The 15,331-nt window shown below is 64.8% G+C and carries 17 protein-coding genes; 7 read left to right on the plus strand and 10 right to left on the minus strand.

Annotated features, from left to right (window positions below; genetic code table 11):
- Positions 1 to 47 precede the first annotated feature (47 nt).
- From CQ041_RS11465 to CQ041_RS11495, 7 genes are all read left to right on the plus strand, one after another.
- Positions 48 to 1,385 (plus strand): LLM class flavin-dependent oxidoreductase, encoded by a 1,338-nt coding sequence (locus tag CQ041_RS11465; protein WP_105522630.1) that lies wholly within the window; start codon positions 48 to 50, stop codon positions 1,383 to 1,385.
- Positions 1,382 to 2,290, plus strand: coding sequence for a 5'/3'-nucleotidase SurE (locus CQ041_RS11470; protein WP_105522629.1), 909 nt, complete (start codon positions 1,382 to 1,384; stop codon positions 2,288 to 2,290). Before CQ041_RS11465 ends, CQ041_RS11470 begins: the two co-directional genes overlap by 4 nt.
- Positions 2,287 to 3,267, plus strand: a complete 981-nt coding sequence (locus CQ041_RS11475; protein WP_105522628.1) for an LLM class flavin-dependent oxidoreductase — start codon at positions 2,287 to 2,289, stop codon at positions 3,265 to 3,267. The genes CQ041_RS11470 and CQ041_RS11475 overlap by 4 nt, the downstream gene beginning before the upstream one ends.
- A complete protein-coding gene (locus tag CQ041_RS11480; RefSeq protein ID WP_105522627.1) occupies positions 3,264 to 4,241 on the plus strand; it encodes an LLM class flavin-dependent oxidoreductase in 978 nt (325 codons plus the stop codon). Before CQ041_RS11475 ends, CQ041_RS11480 begins: the two co-directional genes overlap by 4 nt.
- Entirely contained in the window at positions 4,238 to 5,215 is a 978-nt protein-coding gene (locus tag CQ041_RS11485) for an LLM class flavin-dependent oxidoreductase (RefSeq protein ID WP_105522626.1), read from the plus strand. Before CQ041_RS11480 ends, CQ041_RS11485 begins: the two co-directional genes overlap by 4 nt.
- Positions 5,205 to 6,320 carry an LLM class flavin-dependent oxidoreductase gene (locus CQ041_RS11490; RefSeq protein ID WP_105522625.1) on the plus strand — a complete coding sequence of 372 codons (1,116 nt, stop codon included), beginning with the start codon at positions 5,205 to 5,207 and terminating at the stop codon, positions 6,318 to 6,320. Before CQ041_RS11485 ends, CQ041_RS11490 begins: the two co-directional genes overlap by 11 nt.
- A 201-nt stretch (positions 6,321 to 6,521) precedes the next feature.
- Positions 6,522 to 6,989, plus strand: a complete 468-nt coding sequence (locus CQ041_RS11495) for an Sbal_3080 family lipoprotein (protein WP_105522624.1) — start codon at positions 6,522 to 6,524, stop codon at positions 6,987 to 6,989.
- Between the two features lies 1 nt (position 6,990).
- Here CQ041_RS11495 and CQ041_RS11500 read toward each other — a convergent pair whose 3' ends face one another.
- From CQ041_RS11500 to CQ041_RS11545, 10 genes are all read right to left on the minus strand, one after another.
- Positions 6,991 to 7,497, minus strand: coding sequence for a hypothetical protein (locus tag CQ041_RS11500; protein ID WP_105522623.1), 507 nt, complete (start codon positions 7,495 to 7,497; stop codon positions 6,991 to 6,993).
- Positions 7,494 to 8,012, minus strand: coding sequence for a hypothetical protein (locus CQ041_RS11505; protein WP_105522622.1), 519 nt, complete (start codon positions 8,010 to 8,012; stop codon positions 7,494 to 7,496). Before CQ041_RS11505 ends, CQ041_RS11500 begins: the two co-directional genes overlap by 4 nt.
- Entirely contained in the window at positions 8,009 to 8,650 is a 642-nt protein-coding gene (locus CQ041_RS11510) for a hypothetical protein (RefSeq protein ID WP_105522621.1), read from the minus strand. The genes CQ041_RS11505 and CQ041_RS11510 overlap by 4 nt, the downstream gene beginning before the upstream one ends.
- Positions 8,651 to 8,794: 144 nt before the next feature.
- Positions 8,795 to 9,727 (minus strand): pyridoxamine 5'-phosphate oxidase family protein, encoded by a 933-nt coding sequence (locus tag CQ041_RS11515; RefSeq protein ID WP_105522620.1) that lies wholly within the window; start codon positions 9,725 to 9,727, stop codon positions 8,795 to 8,797.
- 79 nt (positions 9,728 to 9,806) lie between these two features.
- Positions 9,807 to 10,691, minus strand: a complete 885-nt coding sequence (locus tag CQ041_RS11520; RefSeq protein WP_105522619.1) for a LysR family transcriptional regulator — start codon at positions 10,689 to 10,691, stop codon at positions 9,807 to 9,809.
- Positions 10,691 to 11,611: a LysR family transcriptional regulator gene (locus CQ041_RS11525; protein ID WP_105522618.1), complete on the minus strand. Its 921-nt coding sequence runs from the start codon at positions 11,609 to 11,611 to the stop codon at positions 10,691 to 10,693. The genes CQ041_RS11520 and CQ041_RS11525 overlap by 1 nt, the downstream gene beginning before the upstream one ends.
- Before the next feature lie 17 nt (positions 11,612 to 11,628).
- The gene (locus tag CQ041_RS11530; RefSeq protein ID WP_105522617.1) at positions 11,629 to 12,261 is read right to left on the minus strand and encodes a glutathione S-transferase family protein; all 633 of its coding nucleotides are present in this window, start codon (positions 12,259 to 12,261) and stop codon (positions 11,629 to 11,631) included.
- A gap of 114 nt (positions 12,262 to 12,375) precedes the next feature.
- Positions 12,376 to 13,626: an ATP-grasp domain-containing protein gene (locus CQ041_RS11535; RefSeq protein WP_105522616.1), complete on the minus strand. Its 1,251-nt coding sequence runs from the start codon at positions 13,624 to 13,626 to the stop codon at positions 12,376 to 12,378.
- A gap of 101 nt (positions 13,627 to 13,727) precedes the next feature.
- Positions 13,728 to 14,519 carry an iron export ABC transporter permease subunit FetB gene (gene fetB, locus CQ041_RS11540; protein WP_105522615.1) on the minus strand — a complete coding sequence of 264 codons (792 nt, stop codon included), beginning with the start codon at positions 14,517 to 14,519 and terminating at the stop codon, positions 13,728 to 13,730.
- Positions 14,516 to 15,193 carry an ATP-binding cassette domain-containing protein gene (locus CQ041_RS11545; RefSeq protein WP_105522614.1) on the minus strand — a complete coding sequence of 226 codons (678 nt, stop codon included), beginning with the start codon at positions 15,191 to 15,193 and terminating at the stop codon, positions 14,516 to 14,518. Before CQ041_RS11545 ends, fetB begins: the two co-directional genes overlap by 4 nt.
- Between the last annotated feature and the right edge of the window lie 138 nt (positions 15,194 to 15,331).

Genomic DNA, 15,331 nt, shown 5'->3' on the forward strand with positions numbered 1-15,331 from the left:
GGAGCCGGTGCGCCGGCTCCGTGTGGCACCTTTTCGGGAGCCTGTCCATGACCCGCCGCACCGACCAACTCAAGCTGGGCGCCTTCCTGGCCAACAGCGGCCACCACGTCGCCGCCTGGCGCCACCCGCTGGCCCAGGCCGATGCCAGCCTGGATTTCGAGCACTTCAAGCACATCGCCCAGAGCGCCGAACGCGGCAAGTTCGACGCGCTGTTCATCGCCGACGTGGTCGCGCTGTGGGGCCATCATCACGATGCGCTGAGCCGCACGGCCCGCGCCGAGCACTTCGAGCCGCTGACGCTGATGTCGGCACTGGCTGCGGTCACGCACAACATCGGCCTGATCGCCACTGCCACCACCACCTACAACGAGCCGTACCACATCGCGCGCAAGTTCGCGTCGCTCGACCACCTGTCCAAGGGCCGTGCCGCCTGGAACCTGGTGACGTCGGTGGTCTCCGACGAAGCCTGGAACTTCGGTCGCGAAAATCACGTGGACCACGGCGACCGCTACCAGCGCGCCGAAGAATTCCACGACGTGGTCAAGGACCTGTGGGACAGCTGGGACGATGACGCCTTCACCCGCGACAAGGCCAGCGGCGAATACTTCGACCCGGCCAAACTGCACACCCAACACCACCGCGGCGAACACTTCTCGGTGCGCGGCCCGCTCAACGTCGCGCGTCCGCCCCAGGGCCACCCGGTGCTGGTGCAGGCCGGCGCGTCGGAGCCCGGCAAGCAACTCGCCGCCCGCGTGGCCGAACTGATTTTTGCCCACTCCCACAGCCTCGAAGGCGCCCAGGCGTTCTACCAGGACATCAAGCAACGCGCTGCCGCCTTGGGCCGCGACCCGGACCACGTGAAAATCCTGCCCGGCGTCACGCCTTTTATCGCCGACACCCGCGAACAGGCCCAGGCGCTGTTCGATGAATTCCAGGCACTGATCGACCCGGTACTGGGCCTGCGCCTGCTGGCCGACACCCTGGGTGACGACATCGACCTGTCCGGCCACGACCTCGACGGCCCGCTGCTGGAAACCCCGGTGGGCCAGCGTGGCAGCCGTCGCGACAAGGTGCTCGAACTGGCCCGCACGGAAAACCTGAGCATCCGCCAGCTGTACCTGCGCCTGGCCGGCGGCAACCCGGTGATTGGCACCGCCGAGGACGTTGCCGATCACTTTGAAGCCTGGTTCCAGGCACGTGGCTGCGACGGCTTCAATGTGTTCTTTCCGTACTTTCCCGGCGCCATCGATGTGTTCGTCGACCAGGTGATTCCTTTGTTGCAGGCGCGCGGGTTGTTCCGCCATGAATACGAAGGCACCACCCTGCGGGAAAACCTTGGCCTGCCACGCCCGGCCAACCGCTTCAGCACCGGAGCCCGTGCATGAAACGCAGTGCATGGATGCTCGCGCTCGCCGCCGCAATTGCCCCCAAGGCTTTTGCGCTGAACATCTTGCTGAGCAACGACGACGGCTATCAGCACCCCAACATTCGCGCGCTCTATACCGCGCTGAAGGCCCAAGGGCACACCGTGAAGATCGCCGCACCGCAAAGCGACCAGAGTGCGCGCGGCGGCTCGTTTTTCTTCGGTCGTGAGGTCAGCGTGGGCCACGACAGCGACCCGGCCTACCCCGACAGTTATTTCATCAGCACCACCGACGAGGGCGTGTGTCAGAGCAGCGAGTGCGCGGGCAAAGAGGTGCAGATCCAGATCAGCGGCACCCCGGTGATGGCCCTGCTGATGGGGCTGAACAAAGTGCTGCCGCACCCAGACCTGGTTATCGTCGGCCCCAACCCCGGCAACAACCTGGGGGCGATCAACATGGCGTCCGGCACCTTCAACGCCGCCAGCGTGGCGATCCAGGCAGGCATTCCGGCGCTGGCGGTGAGCACCGACCTGAAGGACAAAGACCCGCAACGCGCCGCCCAACTTGTGACCAAGCTGGTGCAGGCCCTCGACCAGCATCGCCAGCCCGACGGCGCGTTGCTGCCCAAGGGCCTGGGCTTGAATATCAACCTGCCCAAGGATGCGCAGATCAAGGGCGTCAAACTCACCCGGGTCGGCAGCTACGTGGGCTTCGAGGCGCTGTACACCGACGACCTCAAGCAATTCAACCTGCCGGGCAAACCCGGCATCGGCTTCCAGTACAGCCCCGCCGCCACCGCCGCGCAAGCCAATGATGAAGCGGTGTGGCTGAACCAGGGCTACCTGACCATCAGCCCCTTCAGTGGCCTGCCGGAATCCGTCAGTGCAGGGCCGGCCCTGCGCAAGCAACTGGAGGTGAAACCATGAGTGCAGGTTTTTCCCTGGGGTTCTTGAGCCGGGTCTATAGCCCGGTGTTCGACCCCAAGGTCTACCGCGACACGCTGGAACTGTTCAAGGTTGCCGAGGAACTGGGCTTCGACAGCGGCTGGGTGGCCCAACACCACTTCGCCAGTGAACACGGCCGGCTGCCGTCGCCGCTGGTGTTGCTGGCGGCAGTTGCCCAGCGCACGCGACGTATCAACCTCGGCACCGGGATCATCGTATTGCCCCAGGAAGCACCGCTGCGCCTGGCCGAAGACGCCGCCGTGCTGGATGCGATCAGCAATGGCCGGCTGGAGCTGGGGTTGGGCGCGGGGTTCGATCCCGAGACGTTCGTGGCGTTTGGGCGTGAACATGCCGAGCGGCATCGCGACTACGAATTGCATCTGCATCAGTTGCTCAATGCCCTGGGCAATGCGCCGCTGACGGACAGCGGCTCGCGCTTGCTGCCCCGGGCCACTGGCCTGAGCCATCGACTGTGGGAAGCCACTTCGCGGGTGGAGTTGGTGGCCGAACGCGGCCACGGCCTGATCATGGCGCCCAACCCTCACCTGTCGCCCGAAGCCGGCGTGGCGCTGGTCGACCGCTACCGCAACGCGTGGACCGGCGAGAACGGCACCCCGGCCCGCATCGCACGGGTGCAAGCCCTGCTGCCGTCGCCAGATGCCGACACCCGCCTTGATATCCAGGCCTATGTGCAACGCCAGCAACGTATCGGTGTGCTCAAGAGCGCGCCGGATGAAGACTTCGACACCACGCTCCAGCGCCTTGGCGTGTTGCATGGCCCGGTGGAGCAGATTGTCGAGCAGCTGCAGCAGGGCCCGGCCCTGACCGTCCACGACCAGTTGATCCTGCAAGTGCAGACCACTCGCACGCCGCTGCGCGAAGCCATCCGCGCCCTGGAAATCATCCGCGAACACATCGCCCCGGCCCTAGGCTGGCAACCCGCAGGAACCTCGACATGAGTTTCAAACTGGGCTTTTTGAGCCATGCCTTTGGCGACGACCCGCAGCAGGTGTACCGCGACCTGATCGAGCAATTCGAAGTGGCCGAGCAACTGGGCTTCGACGGTGGCTGGATCGCCCAGCACCACCTGAGCAACGGCTTTGGTCGGCTGCCGTCGCCCCTGGTGTTGCTGGCGGCGGTGGCCGAGCGCACGCAACGGATAGCGCTGGGCACCGGGGTGATCGTGCTGCCGTTCGAAGACCCGATCCGCCTGGCCGAAGACGCCAGTGTGCTCGACGCCCTGAGCGGTGGCCGGGTGCAACTGGGCCTGGGCAGCGGCGGTGCCAACCTGGATAACTTCAGCGCATTTGACCGCGACCCCGGCCAACGCCAGGTGGATTTCGCCGAGCGCCAGCAGCGCGTGCAGCACCTGGTGCAAGGCCAGCCGCTGGCCGGTGAACTGACCTTGCAGCCGCCTGCTCCCGGTTTGAACGAACGCCTGTGGCATTCCCATGGCAGCATCGACGGCGCCGTGTACACCGCCCAACAAGGCAATGGCCTGCTGCTGGGCACTGCCACCCACGACCCGTTGACGGTGCAAAAACCCTTGGCCGATGCCTACCTGCAAGCCTGGTCTCACCCGCAACGCAAACCGCGCATCGGCGTCGTGCGCGCGGTATTCCCCGCCGCCGACCGGGCCAGCGCCCAGGCCGAGCTGGCGGTGGATATCGAACGACACATCCCGCGCCTGCAACGTGAAGGCCTGATCGATCAGGCCGTGGATGTGCAGGAACACCTGCGCCTGATGAACGTGCACCACGGCCATCCCGATGAAGTGATCGAAAGTTTGCAGCAGGACCCTTCCCTGCTGCCTTATGCTGATTACCTGATTGCCGTGGTCCAGGCCGAAAGCTCGACCCAGGCGCAGATTCTCAAGCGCCTGGAGATCCTCGCGCTGAACATCGCCCCGGCGCTGGGCTGGACACCACAATGAGTCACTGCACGCCCCTTCAATTCAGCTGGTTGATGCCCCTGTGTACCCCCGACTGGGCGGCGCAACCGGGGCAGTGGATCCAGCTGGCCCAGGCGGTGGAATACGCCGGTCTCGATGGCCTGTGGATCCCGGGCGGCGCGCTGTGCGCCGACAGCCTGGGCGTGGCGGCGGCGTTGTGCGCGCACACGCGGCGGGTGCTACTTTCCGTGAGCGTGCCGCCCGAGGTGATGCTGCCCGCGGCACTCGCCACCACCTTGCAGAGCCTGCAATCCATCAGCGGCCACCGCGTGCAACTGCACCTGCCCAACAATGAGCGCAGCGCGTTTGGTGAATGGCTGAACCGCGACCAGCGCAGCGAGCGCATTGGCGAATACCTGGAGATTCTTCAACACTTGCTGGCGCCCAGCGAGGGGGGTCTGGACTATCAGGGCCTGTACTTCCAGCTGGAAAACGCCGGCGTCGCACGCCGCGAACTGCCCGCCCCCCGCCTGGTGCTGGACGACAGCCAGAGCCACACGCTGGTGGCGGCCCACGCCCAGACCTGCCTGCTCGCACCGAACCCTCCGCTGGGGCTGGCCAAGCAGATCCAGCACTGGCGGCAGATAGACCCTTCGCTGACCTTTGCCTGCACATTCGGCCTGATTCTTGGAGACAGCGAAGACCTCGCCTGGGAAACCGCCGCCAGCCTGTTGCCGGCAGCGGACCTGCCCGCCGAACCCCTCGCTACCCTGCCCCGCGCGCGCCATCCGCTGCGCCAGTGGGAGGTGCATCCCAATCTGCTGCAACGGGCACCGGGGCAGCCGTTGATCCTGGTGGGTACCGCGCAGCAGATCGCCACGCGCCTGCAAGAGCTGCACGGGCTTGGCCTGGGCCACCTGATCCTGGAAGGCGGCCCGGCGGTGAGCGAGGTGCTGCGGTTCGGTGAGCAGGTCGTCCCCCTTTTGCGCAAGGAGCGCCTGCACCATGACCACTGAGGCACGCCCGCCGATCCAACTCGATTGGTTTTTGCCCACCAACGGGGACGGCCGCCATCTCACCAGCAGCGGGCTGCCCAAGGTCGGGCTGTTCCAGCAGGGCGAGCGCGCGCCGACCCTGGACTACCTGCGCCAGATCGTGAGGGCCACCGAACAGGCCGGTTTCGACGGCATCATGGTGCCCACTGCCAGCGGCTTCGAAGACCCCTGGCTGATCACCGCCGTGCTGGCTCAGGAAGTGCGCCGGCTGAGATTTCTGCTGACCCTGCGCCCCGGCACCGAGTTACCGGCCTACACGGCGCACCGTGCGGCCACCTTGCAGTTGCTCAGCGAAAACCGCCTGGCCTTGCACGTGGTGACCGGTTCCAGCCGCTTTGAACAGCGTTCGCTGGGAGACTTCCTGGAACACGACGAACGCTACGCACGCACCGCCGAATTCCTGCAGGTGTTCCAGGCCGTGTGGTCCGGACAGCCGCCGCTGCACCCCGGGCGTCATTACCGCAGCGGCGTCTTTACACCGATTGCGCCTGGGGCACAGGTGCCGCCGATCTACTTTGGCGGCGCTTCCGAGGCGGCCGAACGGGTCGGCGCGGCCCATGGGCAGACCTACCTGATGTGGTGCGAACCGCCGGCGATGATCGCCGAACGTCTCCAGCGCATGCGCGACCTTGCCGCCGCCCAGGGCCGCACCCTGCGCTTCGGCCTGCGCCTGCACGTCTTCGCCGCGTCCACCGATGACGCCGCCTGGGCTCATGTGGAACGGCTGCTGCAAGAGATTCCCAAGGACGCCATCGACCAGGCCCAACGGCACCTGGCCGCCTATGAATCCGTCGGCCAAAGTCGCCAGACCCAACTGATGCAAGGGCGCGGTCGGGGCGCGCGGGAGCTGGAGGTGTCGGCCAACCTGTGGGCCGGCGTGGGCCTGGTCCGCGGCGGTGCGGGGACCGCGCTGGTGGGCAGCTATGCACGGGTGGCGGAGCGGATCGAGGAGTATCACCAACTGGGGGTGGACAGCTTTATCCTGTCGGGTTTTCCCCACCTGGAAGAGGCGATTCATGTGGGGGCGGAGGTGCTGCCCCTGCTGCGCAAGATTTCAGCGGCCTAGGAAATCCAATGCCCACGTGGCGGCGCGCTTGCGATGGCAGTGTGTACGCCCACTGGTCATTGGCTGAACCACCGCTTTCGCGGGCACATTTTGATCTCCATGTGGCGGGCAGAGGGTGGTTGGGCGCTGATTTCAGGCGCCCCGTCAACTTGGCCCACGGCTGCTATCCTCAAGCCACACGTCAACGACACGGAGGTCTTCATGCGCTTGCCAACCACCGCCGCGCTCACCCTGGCCTGCATTGCCCTCTGCGGCTGCAGCATCAAGCAAACCGTTACGCCGGTGTCGTTCTACGCCAACCATCCGCCGGAAATCTGCATGATTCCCGCCGAGGGCCTGCGCGCCGGGTTCAATACCGTCTACACCGCACAGTTGCGCAACAAGGGCTTCAAGACCCGTGAGTTGCCACCCGGCACGCCGCCGTCGACCTGTGCCCTGTCAACCCTGTACGTCGGCCGATGGAGCTGGGACCTGGGCTTGTATATGGCGTGGGCCGACATCCAGGTGTTTGAAAACGGCCGCCGCGTGGGCCAGACACTGTATGACTCGACCTGGGGTGGGCTGCGCCTGGACAAGTACATCAATGCGCAACGCAAGATCATCCAGATGACCAACCAGCTGTTTCCGGCGGCGTCCTATGCGACGCAGCAGGTGTCCAGCGCACCGTGATTCACTGGTAGGGAATCAGGCGATCACGGTCGAGGTCGCGCATCAGTTCGCCGAGCATTTCGCTTTCGCTGCGCGGTTCGGTCATGGGGATGTACCAGGTGGTGGCTGTCCAGCCACCGCGCTTGTAGGCGTAGGACTTGATCAGTTCACCGTCCTTGTACAGCGAGCCGTGCAGTTGGCGCTCGTAGGTGTACGGTACGGGTATCGTCAACAGCGTCAGTGCCCCAAGCACGGCAGGGAACACGCCGGCGCCCTTGCCCCCGCGCTGGTCCACCAGCAGGCTGTAGCCGGTCTTGCTGAAGCCCCCGTCAAGAAAACTGAAGGCCCCGGTTTCACGCAGGCGCTGGATGACTTCGCGCTGCTTTTGCTGATCGAACCGCGACGCCGGCGGTGGCATGGTGACGCTCATCGGCACGTAGGCGTGCTCGGCCTTGTAGTCCAGGGGTTTGAGCGCGGTGCTGCAACCACCGAGCAGCAGCACGGCGGCCAATAAAGTCATCCTGATCATTGCACGTGCTCCTTGGGCAGCAGGCCATCGCGTTGCACATCCTGGGCAAAGGCGCGGGTGATGCGGTCGACGTTCTCCTGCTGCATGCCGCCGCTGCCGTCCAACAGCCAGGTGTATTTGTGGGTGACGTTGCGGTAGCTGTAACGCTTCAACGGTTTGCCGTCCTGTTGCAGGGCGAACTCGGTGGTGGTGTCGATGCTCTGGGACAGCGGCAACAGGAACAGCGTGGCTGCGCTCAGCAGGACCACCGGGAAAGGCGGCAGGTCGCGCTGGCTGTTGTAGCGGATCAATACCGAATAATCCCCCGGTTTGCCCATGCCGGTCTCGACACTGCGAAACACCCCGGTTTCCCGCAGCTGGTTGCGGATCTGCGCGGCGCTGAGCGGGTCATCGACCATCACGTGGATCGGCTGGAGGTAGTCCTGACCATCGGTCAAGGTGCGCTCAGGCAAGGTATTGGTGGCGGCACAACCGGTGAGCATGGCCAGGGCGCTCAGGGCGATGAGGCGGTTCATGGGCGTGTCTCTTCAGAGGTAGGCGACGGCGTGAGGATGTAAGGGGCGGCGCTGCGGTAGTCCAGCGGCAGCAGTTCCAGCGGCGGCATGCCCGGGGCCGACTGGCGAGCGATGGCTTCGTCACGGGCCATCTGGTCGCGCCAACGGAAGGCGCACTGCGCGCCGAGGCACAACGAGCGAAACTCACCCAGGTAATAAGCCTTGCCCGCCTGCAAACGCAGCGGCAGGTTGAATTTCTCACGTGCCTGCACCGACGTGTAGGTCGTGCCCATGTAGGGTGAATAGTTGGCGGAGAAGAACTGGAAGTCGTAAAACTCGTAATCCCCTGGCTTGAGCGGCAGCACGAACACGCTGGCGGCGCCGCCCGGGTCCTTCACGTCCTGGGGCGTTTCCCGGCCGATGCCGATCCACACACCGGCGGCGCCATACGCGGATCCGCGCTTGCGAAACAACAGGCGCTGGTTGGGCGCCGGTGATGCCATCAGGTTTTGCGGGCCGATGGAACCGACGAGATACGCCACCGGTTGCTGGGGACCCGGTTGCAGCGGCTCGCTGACCAGCGACGCCGGTTGGGTGCCACAGCCGGACAAGGCGGCGGCCATCAAAAGCAAGGCCAAGGGCCTGGAAAAGCACGACATGATCGATCCTGAACGCTGGCTTGAAAAAAGCGGCAGACGATCCAGGACAAGCATGCGATGGCCCTCCTGGCGCTGCACCTCGCGTCATTGCGAGGGGGTGCGCATGGTACGGGAGGGATGGGGGGGCTGACTACTGCACGGTGATCACCGGCCCTGCAGAGAGGGGTTGAACGGCGAGAATTCCGCGAACTGCCAACGCAGCGCCAGCGCTGCCGGGCGGCGGACCACCTGGTCCACGGTCACCGTCCACAGGCGCTGTGCACCCTCGACCGCGTCGACGTCAGGCCCTTCGAGAATCAACGCGGTGCGCCCGGCGACCTGCAACACATCCCCCGATTCAAAATCGATAAACAGCAACCCCGCTACCGGATTGGCCTGCAGGTTGCCCAGGGTGTTGAAGAATTGGTTGCCGGCAAAGTCCGGAATGGTCAGCACGTTGCCGTCCACCCGCACAAAGCCGCGAGGGCCGCCGCGATGGGAGACGTCCACCGAGCGCTCCCCCTCGGTGTCGACAAAGCTGGCGACGAAGAAGGTGTCGGCATGCCCGATCAGGGTTTGATCGGCAGCGTCCAGGCCCTTGTCCAACTCACTCAATGTGCCGGGCTTGCGCGCCACCCCGGCCACCGGTCGCAGTTGGATGTACTTGGGGCAGTTGCCGAAGCTGTGCACCACGTCCACGGCAAAACCGTCGTGGCCCAGCACACCCACACGGCCATTCATGCGATTGCGCCGACGGGTGTTGAGGTCGATACCCAGCAGGCCCACCGCGGCACCGTCCCGCAGCGCGGCGCGGGCCGGATCACCCACCGACGGCAGGCTGTCGATCTGCAGTGACTGCGGATCCGGCGAATGAGCAAACCCTGGCGCGCCTTCCACCATCGTTGCCCACGGGGTGCCCTGGGCATCCACCACGCCCAGCACCAGATACGGCAGCAAGGGGTAGAAATCCCGATGTTGCTCGGGCAAGTGATCGCGAATCACCTTGGGCCCGATCATCGCCATGCGCTCGGCCACGCCGATCAGGGTTTGCATGTGCCGTTCACCGGCATGCCAGGGAGACTGTTCGATAGGGTTCATGGCGAGCACCTCAGGTTGGATCACTCAATGCTGCGCCCTACCCGCCGGCGAGAGAATACTCACCAAAAGCAATCCACCATTACGCCAACTGAAACGCCGGATGCTCGCGCAGCGCTGTGACACAGTGGTCGACAAAGCTGCGCACACGCATCGATGCGTTGCGGCCTTCGCGGTACACCACCTGCACCGGCAACCCCGGCGGCTCGTAGTCGGCCAGGACGCGGCGCAATTGCCCGCTGACCACGTGTTCGTGAACCGGATAGCTCAGGCAGCGCAGCAACCCCGCCCCCTGCAACGCTGCATTGATCGCGCCTTGCACCGTGGTGCAACCCAGGCGGGCTCGCGTTTTCAACGGGTAATCCTTGAATTCCCAGTGCACCGGTTGGTTGCTGGCGATCAGGTGATGGTCTTTGAGTGCGTCCGGATGCTCAGGTTCGCCGTGTTCCGCGAGGTAGCCAGGACTGGCGCACAGGATCGGCCGCACCTGGCCCACCCGCCGGGCGATCAGCGCGGAGTCAGGCAGCTCGCCCACCAGGATCGCGACGTCCAGCCCTTCTTCGTGCAGGTTGGGGTAATAGTCGTGGTAATGAACGCTCAGGTGCACGTCGGGGAAGCGCTCCATATAGCTCGCCAACACCGGCGCCATTACATGACGGCTGAACAGCAACGGCATGAACACGCGCAGGTTGCCCTGGGCGTGCACGTGCAGGCCTTGCGCCGAGGCTTCGGCGGCATCCACTGCCGCCAGCAGGCGCACGCAATCCGCCAGGTAAGCGCTGCCGGCGTCGGTCAGCCGCACACCGCGGGTGCTGCGGTGCAACAACGCGACGCGCAGGCGCGCTTCCAGGCGGGCAACGGCGCGGACCACCGTCGGCCCTGAGACCTGGGCACCGCGCGCTGCCGATGCCAGGCTGGGATGTCCGGCCAGTGCGGCGAACAACTGCATGTCGCGATAACGCTCCATCAGCCGCGCCGCTTGATTGCCGGGTTGAGGGCGGCGTCCTGGGCCAGGCGCTGGCTGAGAAAGTCCACAAAGGTGTTGACCTTGGCCGGCACGCGCGAGGTTTTCTGGTACAGCACCTGGATCGGCAGCGGCGCCGGTTCGAAGTCCTCCAGCACGATCTCCAGCTCACCTGCCGCCACCGCCGCCGCCACCTGATAGGACAGCACGCGGGTGACGCCCCAACCCAGGCGCGCCAGATGGATGGCGGCGTTGTTGGCCGACACCACCAGGCGCGGTTCGATCGGCACATTCAGCGGCCGGCCGGCCTCGACAAACCCCCACTCGCGTGCCGACTGGCTTGACGCTGCCGTGGCGATCCTGGCTTCGCGCAATTGCGCCGGATGCCGGGGCCGACCGTGCTGCTCCAGATACGTGGGTGAGGCACACACCACCCGCCGCACCTCCCCCACCTTGATCGCCTGCTGCCCCGGCTCCTGCAGATGGCCGATGCGCACGGCCACGTCGACGCCTTCGTCGGTCATGTTGACCACGCGGTCTACCAGCAGCGCGTTGATATTGACCAAGGGGAAGCGGTCCAGGTATTCGCCGAGCGCCGGCGCCACGTACAGTTCGCCGAACAGCACCGGCGCGGTCACCGTCAATTGGCCGCAGGGAATGGAATAACTGCCGGCGGCGGCTTCTTCGGCCTCTCCCAGTTCAGCGAGGATGCGCCGACAGTCTTCCAGGTAACGCTGGCCGGCTTCGGTCAAATGCAGACTGCGCGTGGTGCGGGCCAGCAGTTGAGTGCCGATGCGTTCCTCCATGGCGGCGATGGCCCGGGTCACGCTGGGCGGCGAAGTGTCCAAACGACGCGCGGCGGCGGCAAAGCCCTCTGCTTCGGCCACCGCCACGAACACCTGCATTTCATGAAATCGATCCATCCACACCTCGATTGAAATTACGCTGACTGCAAACCCACCGCCGTACGCGGCATGCCGACAAACCCCGGCAACGCTTCGATGCTGGCCAGCCAGGCGCGCACATGAGGGTAGCCGGCCAGCGATACATTGCCTTCCGGTGCATGGGCCACGTAGGTGTAGAAGGCAATGTCAGCGATGCTCGGTTCAGCACCCGCCAGGCAGCGGCTGTCGCTCAACTGTTGTTCCAGCAAGGCGAGCAAGGCGTGGGAACGGTTGATTGTAGCGACCGGGTCGAGCTCAGTGCCAAACACGGTGATCAGCCGTGCAGATGCCGGCCCGCCGTGCAATTGCCCCGCCGCCGCCGAAAGCCAACGTTGCACGCGGGCCAGCCCCACCGGGTCGCTCGGCAGCCACTGGCCCTTGCCGTACTTGCTCGCCAGGTAGACCAGAATCGCGTTGGAGTCCGCCAACACGGTGCCGTTGTCATCAATCGCCGGCACCTGGCCGAAGCTGTTGATCCCGCCGAGATAGTCCGGGGACTTGTGGGCGCCTTGCTTGAGATCCACGAAGATGAATTCCGTGGGCAAGCCGAGCAGTGACAGCATCAGCTCGACCCGGTGGGAGTGGCCGGACAACGGGAAACCGTAGAGTTTGATCGCAGGCTGGGACATGGAAGGCTCCGAAAAGTGGGGGTTGACGCCAGGCATGTTCCCCCCCTGCCCCGTGCGTTGGAATCACCAGCTTCCACAATCCAGTATTTCAGCCTGCGAAACAATCACCCAGGGTTACTCGGTGACCAGATAGATCCCCTGCGTCTCCAGAACACGAATCCTGCGGTAGTCAGCCGCGATCACGCTGGAGTCGGCGTGCACCAGGTACACCGTGCCCGGCTGGCTGAACACGTCATGGGTGAGTCCGATTTCCTGGCCGTCGTCAACGTAAAATACCGCATCGAAAAATGATTCGAGCTTGAGCAACTCGGTCAGGAACAACCCCTTGTCAAAACAACCTGGCGCGCGATTGATCAGGCACACGGTGTAGGTGTGCTGCAACAGCCGGTAGTCATAACCGCGCGCCAGCACCTGCGCATACTCATCCGGCGCCGTGATCGACATGACCAGCGCATCGATCTGCCCCAGCCCGGTGGTTTGCCGCGACACCCCAGGGCGCAGGATGCCGTCGGTGCGCGCGGCGATTTCCACCAGCTTCGGGCCATCATCGGTAAACATCACTTCGGCGTGGCTGGCACCGTTGCGAATGCCCAGGCACTGCACCACCGCGCGTGTGTACGCCACCAGCACCGGGTACACCGCCGAATCGGGGCCGATCAGTTCGTCGATGTCATAGAGAATACCGCCGTGCCGCGAGCGTTGCTTCTGGTAGCGCACCACCTCGGTCACCAGTTGCTGGCCGTCGAGCGACACCATGTTCACCACGTACTCCAACCCCGCCAGGTACTCCTGGATCAGCACCTGGGTATTGAGGATATTCAGCTTGTTGGTGCTGCCCAACAGCTTGCCCACTGCCACCTCGCAATCGTACAGGTCATCACAGATGAACACCCCGTCGGCGCCGGCACTTTCGAGGGGCTTGATCACCACCGGAAAGCGCCCGTGCAGCATGACCCACGCCTCGGCCTGCGCCCAGCTAGCGGCAGCAAACTGCCGCGCAGCGGGCAACTGGGCGTGGGTCACGCATTGGATCATGTCGTACTTGTTGCGCCGGGCCAGGCTCTGGTCGAAGTCGTTGCGATACGGCAACTGCAGGCGTTCATTGAGCTCATCGGCCAGCAACACACCGGTTTCAGCACCGGCAATGATGAACTGCGGCTCAAATCGCTCGACCTCTGCCAGGGTGGCAGGGAAATCGGCATTGACGATCAACTGGTCATACAGCGCGTAGTCGAAAAGGTTGTAGTAATAACTGTCCAGATTGACCGACGACGCCACATGCATCAACACACAGCCCTCCTCGTTCAAACGCTTGGCCACGAATTTGCCGGATGAAAAACCGTCGACTACGACCACTCTGATCATGTTGGTGCCCCCGGCTGGTTTTAAGTTTTTCAACCTAACAAATCAGGCGCGGGTTAAATACTGACCGAACGGCTAGGTAGCACGGGCACCTACACAAACGCTCAACGCTCCTGCAACCGCTCCCGCAGAAAGCGGTGGTCGGTCGAAAACAATCGGCGGTACGTCAGCAGCACTGCGCCGACGGTGCCGAGTGCCGAGGCGGCGGCGATGAGGAACATGATCACGATCTGGTAGCGCACTGCGTCCGCCGGGCTTTCTCCGGCGAGGACCTGGCCGGTCATCATGCCTGGCAGGCTGACGATGCCGACCACGGTCATCTGGTTGAGGGTGGGGATCATGCCCGCGCGCACGGCCTGGCGAATGGCGTCCTGGGCAGCTTCCCAGCGGGTGCCGCCGAGGGCCAGGATCATTTCGACGGTGTTGCGGCCGGTGGTCAGTTCCTGGGTCATGCGCTCGATGCCCAGGGACACACCGGTGAGGGTGTTGCCGAGGATCATGCCAAGGATCGGGATCGCGTACTGCGGTTCGTACCAGGGGTGGATGCGGATCACCGCGAACAGCCCGATCGCGGTTACCAGCCACGAACTGCCCCACACCGACAGGATGCTGTCGACGCGCTGCCCCCGGTACGTGCGCCGCCCGCGTCCGGCGGCCGAAACGCCGGCGATCAGGGTCATGGCGCACATCAGCGGCAGCACCACGTACCAGTAGGCGAACGCGAACACCCAGCCCAGCAGGTAACCAATCGCCAGCAACTGCACCACGGTGCGCACCGCCGCCCATAACAATTGGCGCCCCAGGCCCAGGCGCAGGGCCAGCGACAACGCGCCGTTGATCAAAATCAACGACGCGGCGATTCCCATGTCCAGGACAGAAAGGTTCTGATAATTCATGCCTGGGCCTCTGCGCTCAATACGCCAGCGTTCATGTGCAGGTGGCGCTTGCTCATGCGCTGCGCCTGGTCCAGGTCATGGGACACCCAGATGCACGCGCGGGAGGGATCGCCGGCGAACCAGGCGTCGATCAGCGCCTCCACTTCGCGCGATGACGTAGGGTCGAGGGCGGCGGTGGGTTCGTCCAGCAGCAACACTTCGGGGTTGAGTTGCAGGGTGCGGATCAGCGAGACCACCTGGGATTCTCCGCCGGACAGGTCGGCAGCGTTTTTCGCCAGGAAGTCCGGGGCCTTGCCGGCGTGGCCCAGCAAGGTGGTGACTGTCGCCTGGTCGAAGCGGCGCTTGCGCGACGTCTTGAGGCTGAAGGGAAAACGCAGGTTGTCTTCCACCGTGCCTTCCAGCAGCGCCGGACGCTGGGACAAATAGCTGATGTGGCAGCGGTAATGGGGAATCTCGGCGCTGGTGATCACCTGGCCATTCCACAGGATCTGCCCGGAGGTGGGCGCGTCCAGCAGGGCCAAGGCGCGCAGGAATACGCTTTTGCCGGAACCGGAAGAGCCGGTGATGGAGACGCGGTCGCTGGGGTTCAGGATGAAATCGGTAGGCTGGAGCAACAGCACCTGGCGGCGCTCGTCCTGGCGCGTGAGGGCGCGGGTTTCGATCAGTGCGCTCATGGACGCGGGGTTCCTTTGCATGCGGTTGGGCGCAATGGTGCCGCAAGGGGTACCCGTGGTCAAAAGCGGGAGGGTGTGATCAAGGGCCGGCCCCATGATGATTCCGCACAATTTCGCCAGCCTCTCATTCGGACAAAC

Origin of the sequence: Pseudomonas sp. MYb60, from assembly GCF_002979555.1 — a bacterium.
Taxonomy (GTDB): Bacteria; Pseudomonadota; Gammaproteobacteria; order Pseudomonadales; family Pseudomonadaceae; genus Aquipseudomonas.